Below are 15,102 nucleotides of genomic sequence, written 5' to 3'. Positions count from 1 at the left end.
TGTCCAAATCATTCGTTTTCTCCACAAAAATATTTATTTATCAAAAATATACTCGTTTGGCATGAAGAGAATATAAAGGCTTCATTCATCCATCTTGAATAGGACAGGCAAAAACTGTAAATACTTGAAGTAAAATTATATGGAGACGAGTTGAGCCGTTTCATGTCTTTGTTTAAGAAAAGGAAGGGCAAGCCATTAAAAACTTCAGAAAATGATGAAAAGGAAATTCAAACGCTTTTTCCTTTCCTTGAAGAAAATATCAATTACATTTGCGAAGCTTTTGGGAACACGGACGATTTGAAAACGCGCAATGTGACTTTTAATGGCCGTAACGGAAAGCTTATATATTTGGAGACAATGGCTGACGCGAAGGAAATCCAGAAAAGTTTTCTGATTCCATTGGCAGAAGCGGAAGAAGGAAAGGATATCAAGGACTTGATTACCAGCGTAGAGTCCAAAATATCAACTAGGCTAAACGAAGCGGTATCTGCATTATTATCAGGGAGCTGTGCGCTTTTTTTTGAGGGCGCCACCGATGTTTTTTTGTTCAATACGATTCAGGTGAATGCTCGTACGCCTGATGAGCCTGAAAATGAAAAAGTGGTCCGCGGATCGCATGAAGGATTTGTAGAGAAATTGAATGTCAATTTAAATCTTCTTCGGGAGAGAGTGAAGAATCGCCAGTTGACGATTAAATATTACGAAAAGGGATGGGAATCAAATACGAATATAGCGGTTGTCTACATGAACCAACTTGCAAATCCGTCTTTGGTTGAAGAAGTGAAAAAAAGGATTGAATCGATTTCTTCCGATATGGTTTTTAGCCCAGGATACCTCGAGGAGTGTCTTGAAGACAGTCCCTTTTCTCCGTTCCCACAAATTTTGTTTACAGAAAGGCCTGATCGGCTTGAAGCTCATTTAATGGAAGGAAGGGTAGCCATATTGAGCGAAGGGACTTCAGATGCATCCATTGTGCCAGTCTCCTTTTTTGCCTTTTTCCAGACTCCTGATGACTTTAATATCCGTTTTTACGCAGGGTCAATTTTTCGCCTTTTGCGGCTATTCAGCTTTTGGGGAGCGCTAACCCTTCCTCCGATTTACATTGCTGTTGTCGGTTATCATTTTGAAATTATTCCGCAGGACGTCATCATGATCGTAAAAAGTTCTATCGAAAATATCCCATTTCCGCCATTGCTCGAGGCAATTATCATGGCAATCACGATTGAATTGATCCGGGAAGCCGGTATTAGGCTTCCAACACCGATCGGCCAAACAATCGGTATTGTCGGCGGCCTGATTATCGGAGATGCTGTCGTTAATGCGGGCATGGTATCAAATGTGATGATCATCGTCATCGCCCTCACGGCTATCATGTCATTTTCAATTCCTTCATATGAAATGGGGAACACTATCCGGATCTTATCGCTTCCCATCATGTTCGGAGCAGCAACCTTGGGGTTCGTGGGTATCATTTTTTCATTAATGATCATTATTATCCATATGTGCAAACTTAAATCTTTTGGTACGCCGTATTTAACACCTGTCGCTCCTTTGCACTGGAAGGGCTTGAAAGATACATTTATCCGGTTCCCGATCTGGATGCTGAATACCCGCCCTAAAGGTGCACAGGCTCAGAAATCGATCAAACAGAAGGTTTCGAGGGAATGGAAAAGGAATGACCAGTAAAAAAGCGATTACTCAATTTCAATTGATATTTTTGCTTATTCACAGCCAGGTTGGAGTAGGCGTCATTTCTCTTCCTTATGATGTTTTTTTGCAAGCAGGAGGGGACAGTTGGATATCGGTTTTGCTGACCGGGATTATCATACAAGCCATGATATTATTGAACGGGGCATTGATGGCGCGCTTTCCGTCTACCCATCTATATGGAATCATGCAATCATTATTCGGAAAAATGATGGGCAAACTGCTCACCATTTTATATTGCATCTATCTAATTTCAATCGGGAGTCTGGTACTGGCGAAATTTGGCTATATTATCAAGGTGTGGATGCTTCCCCAGACCCCTACGTGGCTGCTCTTGTGCCTAATGACGTTTATAGTGTTTTATACCGTAAAGGACGACCTGCAAATCATGGCACGTTTCTTTGTACTTTCATCGGTTATCATATTTGTTTTTGTCGCTCTTTCCGCGTATTCATTAAAAGACCTGAACATCACCTATATTTTACCAGTGGGAGAAAGGGGAATCTCCCCCATACTTCAGGGAATTAAACCAAGTATTTATTCTTATCAGGGATTCGACCTGTTGCTCCTTGTTTATCCTTTTGTACAGGCCAGTAAAAAGGGAGTGGTAAAAGCGGCTACTATTGCAAATGTGTTTGTTACTATTTTCTATTCCTTCCTAGTTTTTACGAGTTTGCTTTTCTTTAGTCCGAATGAGTTAAAACTGGTGCCGGAGCCCGTTTTGTATTTAATTAAATCATTTTCTTTTAAAATGATTGAAAGGCCAGACCTTCTCTTTACATCTATATGGATCATCTTAGTGGCTACGACCTACATGAATTTGTTATATGGAATAACATTAGGATTTTCTCATGTCATGAATACTAAGGAAATAAAATATTTTGCATTAATTGCTGGATGTCTTTGTTTTATCGTGGCCATCAACTTCCAAGGAAAATATGAAGTGAAATTTTTATCCAAATTCAGCAGTTATTTAATATATCCTTTTGCTTTTGGATTGCCGGTCCTTCTATTACTGGCGTCCATCCTATTCAGAAAGAAGGAGCAGGTGGAGTGAGGATGAATCATCGTGCATTTCTGATTTGGATAGCCAGCATGAGTATAGTCCTTTCCGGATGTTGGGATCAGCGATTATTGAAAGATCACAGCCTCGTTTTGGCGTTGGGATATGACCGGGAAGAAGGTGAAAGGGTATTAAACACAGTAGCGTTCCCTATTACTAAACCCGGAACAGAGCAAATGGGGCTATCAAGTGAAAGCAAGGTAATATCTTCACATGGTGAAACTGTACGGGATGCCGAAGTTCATATGGATAAAATCATTCCTGAAAAATTTGATATGTCCAAAACGAAGGTCATTTTATTCGGGGAGGAATTGGCATCCCAAGGTATTTTTCCGGTTTTGGATTCAACATATCGGGACTTGAGAGGGCCCTTAAATGCCCATTTGGCAATAATTGGTGGTAGAGCAAGGGATGCATTGACCGTCAAGGAGGACGGCTCCATTCTAATCAGTGAGTTTTTCTCGGAACTTCTTCAAAGCGCCGGGAAAGGTGGTATTACAAAAAATGAAAATGTCCAGGATATTTGCCCGGTTATTTTGTCAGAAGGAAAGGATATTGTCTTACCATACATCGGGGTGAGTAACGAGAAGGAAGAAGCAGTAAAAGTGGAGGGCTTGGCCTTATTCAATGATGATAAATTTACTGGACGGCTTGGACTGCAAGAGACAGGCATGCTGTTGATCTTGTTGAATGAAAGAGCAAAGGCCCTGTCGTTAAATTTGAAAGTGAAGGATCATAAAGAAAACCACGATAAGAAATTTGTCAATGTGGTTGTTCGTAAAATTCATAGAAAGATTAAAATAGAAGCTGATCATCATAAAATTAAAACTGTGATAGATGTAAAACTAAAACTGGGCATCGATGAGTATGCAGCAAATAAACTGAGCAATGAAAAAGAAGTGAAAGCATTATCCAAAAAAGTGGAAAAGGTCCTAAATGGGTTGGCAAAGGAGACGATCCAGAAAATGCAGAATGCGAATAACGATGCATTGGGGATTGGCGAAAGAGTGAAAGCCCATCATAATTCTTCATGGAAAAAAAGGGATTGGAAGAAGGTTTACCCCGAATTACCGATTCATACCAAATTTGATGTGGAAATCATACATCATGGGATCATCAATTAAATATCGTAAAGTCTCCATTTTTAACGAATGATGACTTTATCCTTGTAACGAGATTGATAATCATATTTTTGTTGGGAGAGGGTATGCGTTAAGGGAAGTTCAGGTTCCTTACTGCGTGGTAAGCAGCGATAATTGATAAGGGAAACCTATATGAATGGAGTTTCAAAAATTCACTTGTCCTAAGCGTATCCGATTAAAAAAAGTAGGTCATTTTCGACTAATTGATTTCGGCGTGGATAGAGTTTTCGGATAATACACAGAAGGTTTTTCGGAGTATACAGTTGGTGATTATTGCCCGAAAAAAGTGATGTATGGTCTTTTTTATAGAAATGTATTTAAAGAATGTTATAAAGATGCCTGATGGTTCAAAGTCTCAAGCATGATGTTCCCCTTACATTGGAGGCAAGGAACAGAGGCTTCCATATGCAATCCCTTTAAGAACATTTGACTTCTGAATGATAAACGACAGAGAAAAATTATTACGGAAGAATAATTTGAATTGAGTCAATTAACATTTAATCATCATTGAAATTCCGTTTTGTTATAATCTTGATGGGCGGTATCAATGTTGAACTGCACCTTGAAAAGTTGTTTTATCATATATTATCTGCCCAGATCCATTTTCGGACAGGGACAGAAGGGTGAAAAAGTATATTCGTAAACTCAAGAGCCTTCTGTCTTATTGCCGGGATTCTATTTTGATGTAAGTAACCGCTTATAACAACAGGAGGAATGATCATGTACAGAACGATGATGAATGGAAAAATACACCGCGCCCGTGTGACGGAGTCCGATTTAAATTACGTGGGCAGTATAACAATTGACGCGGATATATTAGATGAAGTAGGCATGACGGCAAATGAAAAAGTTCAGATAGTCAACAATAACAATGGTGCGCGCTTTGAGACCTATATCATTCCGGGGGAAAGGGGGAGTGGTGTCATCTGCCTAAACGGGGCTGCAGCCCGCCTTGTACAGAAGGGAGATATAGTGATCGTTATTTCCTATGTTCTTGTTCCGGAAGAAAAAGTCGCTTCTCATCAGCCGAAAGTAGCCATTATGGATGAAAATAATCGTATTCTAGAAATCTTGCCGGCTGAACCCGCAAATACGGTAATATGATGGAATGTGATCACTCAACGTCAAAAAATCCTTCTTTCCCATATATTTCTGGATTTAAGTTCATTTAGATAGTTTAATAGAAGTGAATCAAATAAAAGAGGGGGTCTACATATGAATTCATTTTATCATCACATACTTGTTGCAGTCGATGGCTCTGAGCCGGCAGAATGGGCTTTCAAAAAAGGGATTGAGGTAGCGAAACGGAACAGCGCCACGTTGAACCTTGTTCATGTGGTGGATACAAGCCATTACCGCGGAATTGAAATGTATGATGTGAATTTTACAAAGAAGGCAGTAAGTCAGGCCCAAGAACTTCTGGAAAGATATGCTCAGCAGGCGAAGGAACAAGGGATTGAAAAAGTGAAGACAATAGTTGAAGAAGGCTCTGCGAAAACAGTTATTACTAAACATGCAGCAAAAAAAGCCAATGCGGACTTGATCATTTGCGGAGCAACAGGAATCAATGCCGTCGAAAGAATGTTCTTGGGAAGTGTATCGGAGCATATTACGCGCCATGCCCACTGTGATGTGCTCGTAGTAAGAACCGAAAAGGAATAGAAAGGTATTCCATAGGATAGAGCAAGACATCTGAGGCGACCCTAGCTTCTACTAGCAAGGGTCGTTCCATTTTTCATTCCGTGAAGTATTATATAGACAGAATATTTAATATCATCATATTTAGAAAATTATGCATTGACAGGAAATTATTGCGCATATATAATTAAGGCGAAATCATAGTTTAGGCTGATTTTTTACATAGGCCATTTTCGTATAACCCCGCTGTTTGGTGTGGGGGTCTCTACAGGGAAACCGTAAACCTTAGCTACGAAAAGGCGCTTTCTTATTTTTGAAGGCTCCTTTTTGTAGCTTTTTTTATTTCCTGCTTTACAAGTTTTGACCTCATTTCATGGTCCCTTCCAAATCCCACACCATCACAACCTTGACGAAAATGGCTCTATACAAAAAACTGTATGGAGGTCGATTTCTTGAAAACAATCAAATTCAAGATCAACGGAAAGGATGCCTCAGTCACTTGCCCGCCAAGTGTCCCGCTGCTTGACATCTTGCGTGATGAACTCGAATTGACCGGAAGCAAGGAGTGCTGCGGAAAAGGAGAGTGCGGTTCATGTACTGTCCTTGTAAATGATAAAGCCATCTGCTCTTGTCTCATGCTGGTAGGGCAAATTGAAAATGAAAACGTTGTCACGGTAGAGGGGATTGGGCAGGCAACAAACATGGACCCGATCCAACAGGCTTTCTGCGCTGAAGGAGCCACCCAATGCGGATACTGTACTCCAGGATTCATCGTCATGGCGAGATCGTTTTTGGACAGCATTCATCATGTACCTACAGAGGATGAGGTTATGAAAGCTTTAAGTGGAAACCTTTGCCGGTGCACAGGATACACGAAGATCATAAAAGCTGTACAGACCGCAGCCCAAAAGCAGTCATTGCAGGAAATGTCAAATTGAGTGAATTTAAAACAGCAGCTATCTTGCTTGCCGCGGGTCTCTCCAGCCGCATGGGACAATTAAAAGCCCTGCTTCCATGGAAAGGAAGGACTCTGATTCAATACCAGATTGAACAAATGAAACAGGCGAAAATCAATGAAATTGTGATAGTACTCGGTTACCAGGCAGAGCGGGTTCAAAAAAACATTTCAGGTTATGATGTGAAAAAAGTGATCAATGAAAGTTATAAGGAGGGAAAAAGCTCATCCATCCGAATGGGGATTTCGAGCTTTCAAGGAGATGCGGAAGGTATCCTTATTTCTGCAGTAGATCAGCCAGTCCCTTCAGGTGTTTTGAAAAAAATGACGAAGCATCTCAAAGAGAGCGGAGCAGCAGTTGTCATTCCGATGTATGAAAAAAGGAGGGGGCATCCGATTCTATTCCACGGGTCCCTTAAAACAGAACTGCAGCTCATAAAAGAGGAGACAATGGGACTGAGAAGCATTATCCACAAATTTGAACAGCAAATTGCTTATCTGGATGTAGAAGACCCCTCCGTTCTTTTGAATTTTAATAAACCGGGAGATTATTTTAACAAGCGACAGGAGGCTCCAAATGAAAGTATCCGAGATTGATATGGTTACTCCGAAATCAGTGGAAGAGTGCCTTTATTATTTAAGTGACAAGGAGAAGACTTTCCGTTTGATAGCCGGCGGCACGGATGCCGTCGTGCAGATGAAAGATGACATTAGAAGGCCTGAAACCTGGATTAACATAAAGAGGATAGATTCGCTCCGGTACATCCGTGAGGAGAGTGACGGAATCCATTTAGGGCCGCTGACTACACATACTGATATTATCCAATCTGAGCTTTTGTGGAAAAAAGCCGATGTATTGGCGTCCGCTTCAAACGAAGTCGGCGGTATCCAGATCCAGAATATGGGGACTATCGGCGGAAACTTGGGCACAGCATCGCCGGCAGGTGATACAATACCTCCGCTTTTTGTACTTGATGCGCAGATTGAACTTAGTTCCATAGGGGGTAAAAGAGTCGTCCCAATCATTGATTTTTTTAATGGACCCGGAAAAACCGTTCAGCAACCCGGCGAAATGATTACCAATATTGTGATTCGACCGCAGGCGGAAAATGAAATTGGAATATTTGAAAAGTTGGGCCCCAGAAAAGCGCAGTCCATTTCGATCGTCAATATGGCCATCTCGTTAAAAATGGGCGATGGACCGCGTGAGTGTCTTGAAGGGAAAATTGCTTTTGGATCTGTCGGACCGACGATAATCCGGGCAGTTAAGTGTGAAAGGATGCTTCGTCTCGGACCGCTGACTAACGATACCATTAAAGATATTGCGGATATTGCCTGGAAAGAGGTCATGCCGATCACCGATGCAAGAGCGACGGCGAAATACAGAAGAAGCATGACCAGCTCTTTAATGGCACGGGGACTTTATCGGCTGATGAAAAGGTGGGATGAAAGATGAGCCAACAAATGGAAGAAGTTAAAAAATCCAACACTGATGAAGAATTAAAATGGGTTGGAAAAAAGGTTAAAAGAATTGACGGTCCTGAAAAGGTGACTGGAGAACAGAAATATATGACGGATTATCATTATCCGGACATGGTTTGGGGGAAAGTCCTCCGTTCCAAATATCCGTATGCTAAAATCAGATCAATAGATACATCTGAAGCAGAGGCCTATCCGGATGTAGTTTGTGTGTTAACTCATGAAGATGTTCCCGGTTTTAACGGATTCGGCATAGTCACACCTGATCAGCCGGTATTATGTGAAGATATCGTCCGATGCACTGGAGATGCTGTTGCTCTAGTGGCCGCAGAGACACTTGAGGCTGCAGAAGAAGCAATTAAATTGATTCAAGTGGATTACGAGCCACTTGAAGCTGTGACAGATGCTGAGAGTGCCATGGTGCAGGGGGCTCCGCAGCTACATCCAGATGGAAATGTCCATAGCCATGTCGTGATCAAAAACGGTGATACCGCCAAAGGCTTTGAAGAAGCGGATTTTATCTTCGAAAATACGTACTACTCTCCTCGGCAAATGCATGCATTTCTTGAAACGGAAGGAGGGTGGGGGAAAGTCGAGAAAGACGGCTCTTTAACCATTCAATGTCCAGGCCAATACGGGCATCGCGATAAGCTTCAGATTGCGCGGGCGCTTGCGCTTAATCCGGAACGTATTCACATCCACTCTAGTCCTAATGGCGGGGGTTTTGGCGGAAAAGATGAAATCACCGTTCAGATTTATTTGGCACTGTTGGCTTTAAATACGAATGGAAGACCTGTAAAGCTACATTTGACACGTGAAGAATCAGTTATTGCAGGCATTAAGCGACACCCATTTAAAGTTACAGTTAAAACCGGTGCTAAAAAAGATGGAACGATAGTGGCCCATAAAGTCCGGGCAGTGGCTGATACTGGTGCATACGCCTCTCTGGGGGGAGCGGTCATTGCTCTTGCCATTGAACATGCTGCAGGTCCATATAAAATTCCGAATGTCGATATGGAAGGTTTTTGTGTTTATACAAACAACGGTATTGCCGGCGCATTCCGCGGATTCGGAGTCAATCAAGTCTGCGTCGGAATCGAGACCCATATTGACATGTTGGCGGAAAAAGCAGGACTTGATCCAATTGAAATCAGAAAGAAAAATGCCTATCGCCAGGGGGAAGTTTCAAGTCTGGGCCATGTCGTCAAATCAAGCGTCGGTACCATAGAAACCTTGGAGAGGGCAAATGAATGTGATCTTTGGGTCAATCGGGACCTTTATAAATCACAGGCAAGCGAACCCTGGAAAAAACGAGGCGTTGCTCTTGCTACTTCCTTTCATGCTGTCGGGATGGGCCTGCGGACACCTGATTACGGGGCTGCTTCTATTGAATTGATGGAAGACGGCAGATTCAAAGTAGGCTTGGCCATAGAAGAGATCGGGACTGGAAATGGAACGGTATATGCGCAAGTTGCTGCCGAGTGTTTAAAATGTGATATCAACAATATTCTGGTTATACAAGGTGATACAAGAGAAACTTTAGATAGCGGAACAATTTCAGCATCTCGGTCAACCTATACAGGAGGCCGTGCAATTGCCACGGCAGCCCTGAATATGATTAGCAAGATGGTGGAAACAGCCGCAGAAATAATGGGAACGGGTGTAGAACAAATCGAAGTCAGTGATAATAGATTGATTGCTGCAGGAAATGAAAACCGCTCTGTTACTTATAAGGAGATCTATGAAACGCTGAAGGAAAAGGATCAATCTACTCGTGTTGAAGGTCATTTTTACTTTCCAAGAGAAAAAAAGGAACTGAAAAATTCAGGAGGGGCACCGCATCATTTATATGGTTATATGACCCATGTCGTAATGGTTGAAGTGGATACATTGACTGGAGAAACGGATGTATTGAGAGTCGTCGCTATTCCTGATGTAGGAAAGGTTTTAAACCCTCAAGGTTTGGAAGGGCAGACCGAAGGCGGGGCTATCATGGGCATCGGCTATACATTGTATGAGGATGTAATCATGAAAGCTGGTTATCACCAAACGAGGAATCTGACGGATTATATTATCCCGACCATTCGGGAAACCCCAGTAATTGAAACGATCCCAGTGGAGTCTATGGAATCATCCGGACCATTTGGAGCAAAAGGGATTGCAGAGGTTGTCATGATTCCGATCATTCCTGCAATATTGAATGCCATCTATGATGCAGTGGGTGTAAGACTGAAGAAATTGCCGGCAAAACCGGAACAAATTTTCCAGGCGATTCAGGAGTCAAAGTCACATGAACTTGTTTCGGGGTGATGCATATTGATGAGCAAACAAATGTATGAGAAGCTTTTGCAGTCCATCAAGGAACATCAGGATGATGTTGCTCTTGTTACGATTACAAGTCATTCTGACAAATCATTGATTGGTTCGAAAATTCTTCTTCAGAAAGATCGGATCGTTTTAGGTGATGTGGAGCTTTCAAGCGAGCTTCAAACAGCTATTTTTGATCAGGTCATACCAATTTTTAAAAAAGGTCTTACAAAAGCCGTACAATTTGAACATCGGCATAGTCAGATTGAATGCTATATGGAGGTTTTTCCGAAACCGCCCAGTCTTATTGTTGCCGGCGCCGGTCATGTATCTGAGCCTGTCGTGGAAATAGGGAAAATGACTGGATTCCATGTTACGGTCATTGATGATCGGTTCGAGTTTGCAAACAAGGAGAGATTCCCAACAGCAGATGAAGTTATCTGCACTCCATATGTTAAATTTTTTAAAAACCTTCCCGTCAATCCTAATACATTTATCGTCTTGCTTACAAGAGGACATAAGTTTGATGTTGTCAGTCTGCAAGAACTATTAAGAAAAGAAGAGGCAATTGAACAGGAGCGGCGGACAGCATATATCGGAATGATAGGGAGCCGGCGCCGGATATCCGGGGTTTTCGAGCAATTGAAAGATGAATTTACCGATCATAATTTTACCAATATTTATTCGCCGGTGGGCCTGGATATTGGAGGGCAGACACCTGCTGAAATTGCTGTCAGCATCATGGCAGAAATTTTAAAAGTGAAAAACAGAAAAAGCGGGAAATCATTAAAAGAAAAAATACCGAGCTATTCGCAATTGAAGTTTAGGGAGAGAGTGAAAAAATGAATACCCTTGAAGTATTCGAAAAGGTCATGTCCATTCGAGAAAAGGGGATCAAGGCAGCGATTGCCACGATCATTCGTACAAAGGGGTCAACGCCAAGGGAGACAGGCGCGAAGATGCTTATTTATCCTGACGGTAAAATATTTGGAACAATTGGAGGCGGCTGTGGGGAAGCTGAAGTCATTGAAAGGGCCTTCGCTGTCATAGAAAAGGGGATGCCAATGCAATATAAGGTCGATTTGACGGAAGGCCTGATGTATGAAGACGGTGGCATTTGCGGTGGAATAATGGATGTATTTATAGAACCGGTGATATAGGAAGAAAAATGGCCCTCGAAGCCGTTACTGCTTCAGGGCCATTGTTCTATTATTCAGCTGAGGTATTTCTTTTACTCAATTCATTTTCATAGACAAAGAGGGCATTTTGATCATTGCCGATACGCTTCAAGTAGTCTATGTGTGTTTCAAAGGACGCTTCTTCTTCAACCTGTTCATCCAAAAACCATCCAAGGAATGAAATGGTAGCATGTTCTTTGAATTCCCAAGCTAGATCCGTTAAGTCATAAATGTTTTTCGTCACTTCTTTTTCCTGCCACAAAGCACTTTCAAACGTATCCAGAACTGAAGAATAGTCGGTCTTCGGTTCAGATAAAGCAGAAAATCTCACATGCACGCCACGGTCATTCAAATACTTGTATATCTTCATGCCATGGGAGCGTTCCTCTTCTGCCTGCTGGAGATAGAAATGGGCAAATCCAAGATAATTGTTATGCTCGCAGTAAGCAGCCATCGCCATATAGCTCTGTGCGGAATAAAATTCATTGTTCATTTGTTTGTTTAATGCTTCCGCCAATTTTTCGTTGAACATTTTCTTCTCTCCTTCAAGTATTATACAGCCATCGTAACCGAAAGAGCGGTAATAGTCACGAAAAATGAGAGCTTGTCCATCATATTGCAAAGGATGGGGTAAACAACAAACAGTGACGAATAGGGTGACGGCTGCTCCTTTTTACTGTCAACATGCTAAAGCACAGATCCCCAGTTGGATCTGCGCTCTTTCATGATTTATTCATCGTCACGTTGTTTTGCGCGGGCTTTCCCGCCTTTATGGCCAATATCTTCGTAAAAGTCTTTATCATGATTCTTTGAAGTAGCCTCTCCGCCTTTACGGCCGATTTCTTGGTAGAATTCTTTATCATGGTTTCGCGCAGTTGCTTCCCCGCCTTTACGTCCCGCTTCTTCCACTGTCATTTTATGATCGTTATTTCTTTTGTCTGCCATTGTGAAAAACTCCTCCTTTATTTTTTTTCCCAAACAATTCTATTTGAAACATTAAATGATGAATAACTGCAAATTTCACATATTTTAACGATTATCTCCATCATAAACACAAAAAGATGATGCCTTTTCTAGGATCATGTACCTGTCTACGACATTTTAAAAGGGAGTTTCGTCGGATAACCGAGAAAGAAAAAATATAATAAAATATAAATAGTTAGATAATTTTGATAAAACGGGAGGGAAATGCTCACATGAAGAAGAAAATGGTTGCCGGTGTCCTTACTGCCAGTTTGCTTTCAGCACCTTTAGGTGTATTGGCGGAATCTCCTTTTCAATGGCACAACGTAAATGTATATGAAACTAATTTTGCCGAAAAGGATGAAAGCCTTTTCAATAGTGAGAATTACAATTTTGTCAAATATTCCAAGTTAGAGACGAAATTGACAGAAGTTACGAAAAGCAGCAACCGCGTCACAATTGAAAAGCGGGGAGTCTCTTCTGATGGCCACGATATGTTCGTTGTTACAGTTTCCGATCCGCAAGCAAAAGGGAAATTTGGGAAATACCAAGCCATACGGAAGCAGATGTTTAAAAATCCCGACAAGGCCCAGGACTTTATAGACAAGCATCCTGATTTGAAAATTCCCGTCATGATCAACGGGTCTATTCATGGAACAGAGTTTGCTGGCACGGACTCCATCCTCCATTTAATAGATAGATTTGCAAATGATAATGACGATGTGACAAAGCAAATATTAAAGGATCATATCATTGTCTTTAACGTAGTTGCAAATCCCGACGGACGGATTGATGCGACCCGATTTAATGGAAATGGAATCGACCTGAACAGGGATTTTATCACCGGTTCCCAATCTGAAACCAAACAGATGGTAGATTTGATCACGGAATGGAACCCTATGGTATTCCTGGATCTCCACGGATATGTTAAACAGTCAGGAGGAACGAAGCAGGGATTGATTGAACCTTGTACACCACCGCATAATCCGAACTATCAATATGATCTGTTCTTGAAGTGGGCAATGAAGCAGGCGGAAGCCATGGAATCGGAAATTTTGGCCAATAAGGATACATATGAAAATACAAATACGGCCGTGTCAAAAGTAGATTATCATAAGATGACAAGTACCAGGATTCCGATCCGTGACAGCTCGTCCGGATGGGATGATTATCCTCCTATTTTCACACCGATGTACGCCATGTATCATGGTTCTTACGGTTATACACTTGAAACCCCGACAAATGACTGGGATGGAGTAAAGTGGCTTTATGATGCAGTCATGGGTGCTTTAAAATATTCAAGCGAAAATAAAGTAGGTATGGTGAAGGATCAAATCGAAATGTTTAAGCGCGGAATCAACTTCGATCACCCATACCATAAAGAAGGATTTTTCCCGAAAGCTTATATCCTTCCGGAGAATGAAATAGATGGGACCATAACCAAGAAAGCAGTTGAACACTTAATCGCTAACGGCATTGTTGTAACTGAAGCGCAAAAGGGGTTTACTTTTGAAGGAAAAAACTATCCAAAAGGAACTTACCTGGTTGAAATGGATCAGGCGAAGGCTGGCCTAGCCAATACCATGCTATGGGACGGAGAAGATATTTCCAACGACACACCAAGCATGTACGACATTTCAGCGTGGAACCTTCCTGAATTATGGGGGTTTGAAGCAGTTGAGGTACCTGAAAAGAGCAGCTTCAGCCTCCATACGAAGGAAGTCAAACATGTCAACAACGATGGCGAGTTGATAGGCAAAGGACCTTATGTTATTCCCAATACGTCCGTGAAAGCTGTACAGCTTGTAAACTCATTGATTCAAAACGGATTTACCGTGAAACGAGCTGATAACGGTGATTTCCATCTTGAAAGCGGAATGAACCCGACTATCAAGAAGCTGGTAAAAGAATCGGGCATTGCAATTAAATCTGGTGCAGTACCTGAAAATGCGGCACAAATACAAGATTTGAAGGTGACAATCTTGCGCGATGGAGGAATCGGCAAGATGCAATCTCACGCGGGAACCAAACTGGCATTAGAACGGCTCGGCTTTAATGTTAAGGAAAAGACTCCTAGAGAAGTAGCAGTTAATGGACTCGAGGGTACTGATGTATTTGTGTACAGCGGATCACAAAGCATGGTCTCTGTTTTAACTGGAGCAAATAAGGAATTTGGACTGGAATCCAATGCTCAAGTTCAGCAGTTCAGGGATAAAGTGAACGCATTTGTCGACAGTGGCGGAAAATATATTGCTGTCGGTGCTGGAGCATCGCTGGCAACAAGGTCGATGGGATTGGCAAGTGCCGGAGTCAGCGCTGGAGGGTCGGACAGCAATGGTATTGTATTGGTTGATTATCAGCCGTCCCCGCTGACGGCAGGATATAAATCAACCGATTATGGATTTGTCTACCGCCCGGCGTGGTATACGAATACAGACGGTTATACTGTTTTGGCAAGATACAAAAACTCAGATGACTTCTTTGTTGCAGGTCATTGGCGGAATCGTACAGGAGCAAAAGGCCAGCCTGTTATTGTCAAGGATAACAACAAAGATGTCATAATGATCGGGCTGGAAGCAGGTTTCCGCGATCATACAGACTATTTGTTCCGACTATTGTCTAATGCGATTTACAGTGAATAATCATTCAATGCGACCGGTCCTCAACGGG

General features: G+C 42.0%; 14 protein-coding genes and 1 riboswitch. Of the genes, 12 read left to right on the top strand and 2 right to left on the bottom strand.

Annotated features, from left to right (window positions below; all coding sequences use genetic code 11):
* The first annotated feature begins 162 nt into the window (after nt 1-162).
* The 11 genes from C509_RS0100895 (at nt 163) to C509_RS0100840 (ending at nt 11,451) form a co-directional block, all read left to right on the top strand.
* Nucleotides 163-1,686, top strand: a complete 1,524-nt coding sequence (locus C509_RS0100895) for a spore germination protein (protein WP_051088655.1) — start codon at nt 163-165, stop codon at nt 1,684-1,686.
* Entirely contained in the window at nt 1,676-2,764 is a 1,089-nt protein-coding gene (locus C509_RS23150) for a GerAB/ArcD/ProY family transporter (RefSeq protein WP_018705005.1), read from the top strand. The genes C509_RS0100895 and C509_RS23150 overlap by 11 nt, the downstream gene beginning before the upstream one ends.
* A gap of 2 nt (nt 2,765-2,766) precedes the next feature.
* A complete protein-coding gene (locus C509_RS0100885; RefSeq protein WP_018705004.1) occupies nt 2,767-3,894 on the top strand; it encodes a Ger(x)C family spore germination protein in 1,128 nt (375 codons plus the stop codon).
* A gap of 738 nt (nt 3,895-4,632) precedes the next feature.
* Nucleotides 4,633-5,016: an aspartate 1-decarboxylase gene (panD, locus tag C509_RS0100880; protein ID WP_018705003.1), complete on the top strand. Its 384-nt coding sequence runs from the start codon at nt 4,633-4,635 to the stop codon at nt 5,014-5,016.
* Nucleotides 5,017-5,127: 111 nt separating this feature from the next.
* The gene (locus tag C509_RS0100875; protein ID WP_018705002.1) at nt 5,128-5,574 is read left to right on the top strand and encodes a universal stress protein; all 447 of its coding nucleotides are present in this window, start codon (nt 5,128-5,130) and stop codon (nt 5,572-5,574) included.
* A 189-nt stretch (nt 5,575-5,763) separates the two neighbouring features.
* Nucleotides 5,764-5,862: riboswitch (purine riboswitch) on the top strand.
* A 140-nt stretch (nt 5,863-6,002) separates the two neighbouring features.
* Nucleotides 6,003-6,488: a (2Fe-2S)-binding protein gene (locus C509_RS0100865; protein WP_018705001.1), complete on the top strand. Its 486-nt coding sequence runs from the start codon at nt 6,003-6,005 to the stop codon at nt 6,486-6,488.
* Complete coding sequence (locus C509_RS0100860; RefSeq protein ID WP_018705000.1) at nt 6,485-7,102, top strand: nucleotidyltransferase family protein; 618 nt, start codon at nt 6,485-6,487, stop codon at nt 7,100-7,102. The genes C509_RS0100865 and C509_RS0100860 overlap by 4 nt, the downstream gene beginning before the upstream one ends.
* Nucleotides 7,083-7,961, top strand: a complete 879-nt coding sequence (locus C509_RS0100855) for an FAD binding domain-containing protein (RefSeq protein WP_018704999.1) — start codon at nt 7,083-7,085, stop codon at nt 7,959-7,961. Before C509_RS0100860 ends, C509_RS0100855 begins: the two co-directional genes overlap by 20 nt.
* Nucleotides 7,958-10,294, top strand: a complete 2,337-nt coding sequence (locus tag C509_RS0100850; protein ID WP_018704998.1) for a xanthine dehydrogenase family protein molybdopterin-binding subunit — start codon at nt 7,958-7,960, stop codon at nt 10,292-10,294. Before C509_RS0100855 ends, C509_RS0100850 begins: the two co-directional genes overlap by 4 nt.
* A gap of 9 nt (nt 10,295-10,303) precedes the next feature.
* Nucleotides 10,304-11,137 carry an XdhC family protein gene (locus C509_RS0100845; RefSeq protein WP_018704997.1) on the top strand — a complete coding sequence of 278 codons (834 nt, stop codon included), beginning with the start codon at nt 10,304-10,306 and terminating at the stop codon, nt 11,135-11,137.
* Nucleotides 11,134-11,451: an XdhC family protein gene (locus C509_RS0100840; RefSeq protein WP_018704996.1), complete on the top strand. Its 318-nt coding sequence runs from the start codon at nt 11,134-11,136 to the stop codon at nt 11,449-11,451. Before C509_RS0100845 ends, C509_RS0100840 begins: the two co-directional genes overlap by 4 nt.
* A 49-nt stretch (nt 11,452-11,500) precedes the next feature.
* Here the strand turns inward: C509_RS0100840 and C509_RS0100835 are convergent, their stop codons facing one another.
* Together C509_RS0100835 and C509_RS0100830 are read right to left on the bottom strand one after the other, a co-directional pair.
* Entirely contained in the window at nt 11,501-12,001 is a 501-nt protein-coding gene (locus C509_RS0100835) for a ferritin (RefSeq protein ID WP_018704995.1), read from the bottom strand.
* A 197-nt stretch (nt 12,002-12,198) separates the two neighbouring features.
* On the bottom strand, nt 12,199-12,414 hold the full coding sequence (locus C509_RS0100830; protein WP_018704994.1) for a KGG domain-containing protein: 216 nt from the start codon (nt 12,412-12,414) through the stop codon (nt 12,199-12,201).
* Between the two features lie 251 nt (nt 12,415-12,665).
* Here C509_RS0100830 and C509_RS0100825 point away from each other — a divergent pair, with 251 nt between their 5' ends.
* Nucleotides 12,666-15,074, top strand: a complete 2,409-nt coding sequence (locus C509_RS0100825) for a M14 family zinc carboxypeptidase (RefSeq protein ID WP_018704993.1) — start codon at nt 12,666-12,668, stop codon at nt 15,072-15,074.
* Nucleotides 15,075-15,102: the final 28 nt, after the last annotated feature.

The sequence above is a fragment of the Siminovitchia fordii DSM 16014 = CIP 108821 genome (genome assembly GCF_000374565.1).
GTDB lineage: Bacteria > Bacillota > Bacilli > Bacillales > Bacillaceae_C > Siminovitchia > Siminovitchia fordii.
Note: the sequence above shows the minus strand (reverse complement) of the source record. Positions and strands in the feature narration are given on the sequence as shown.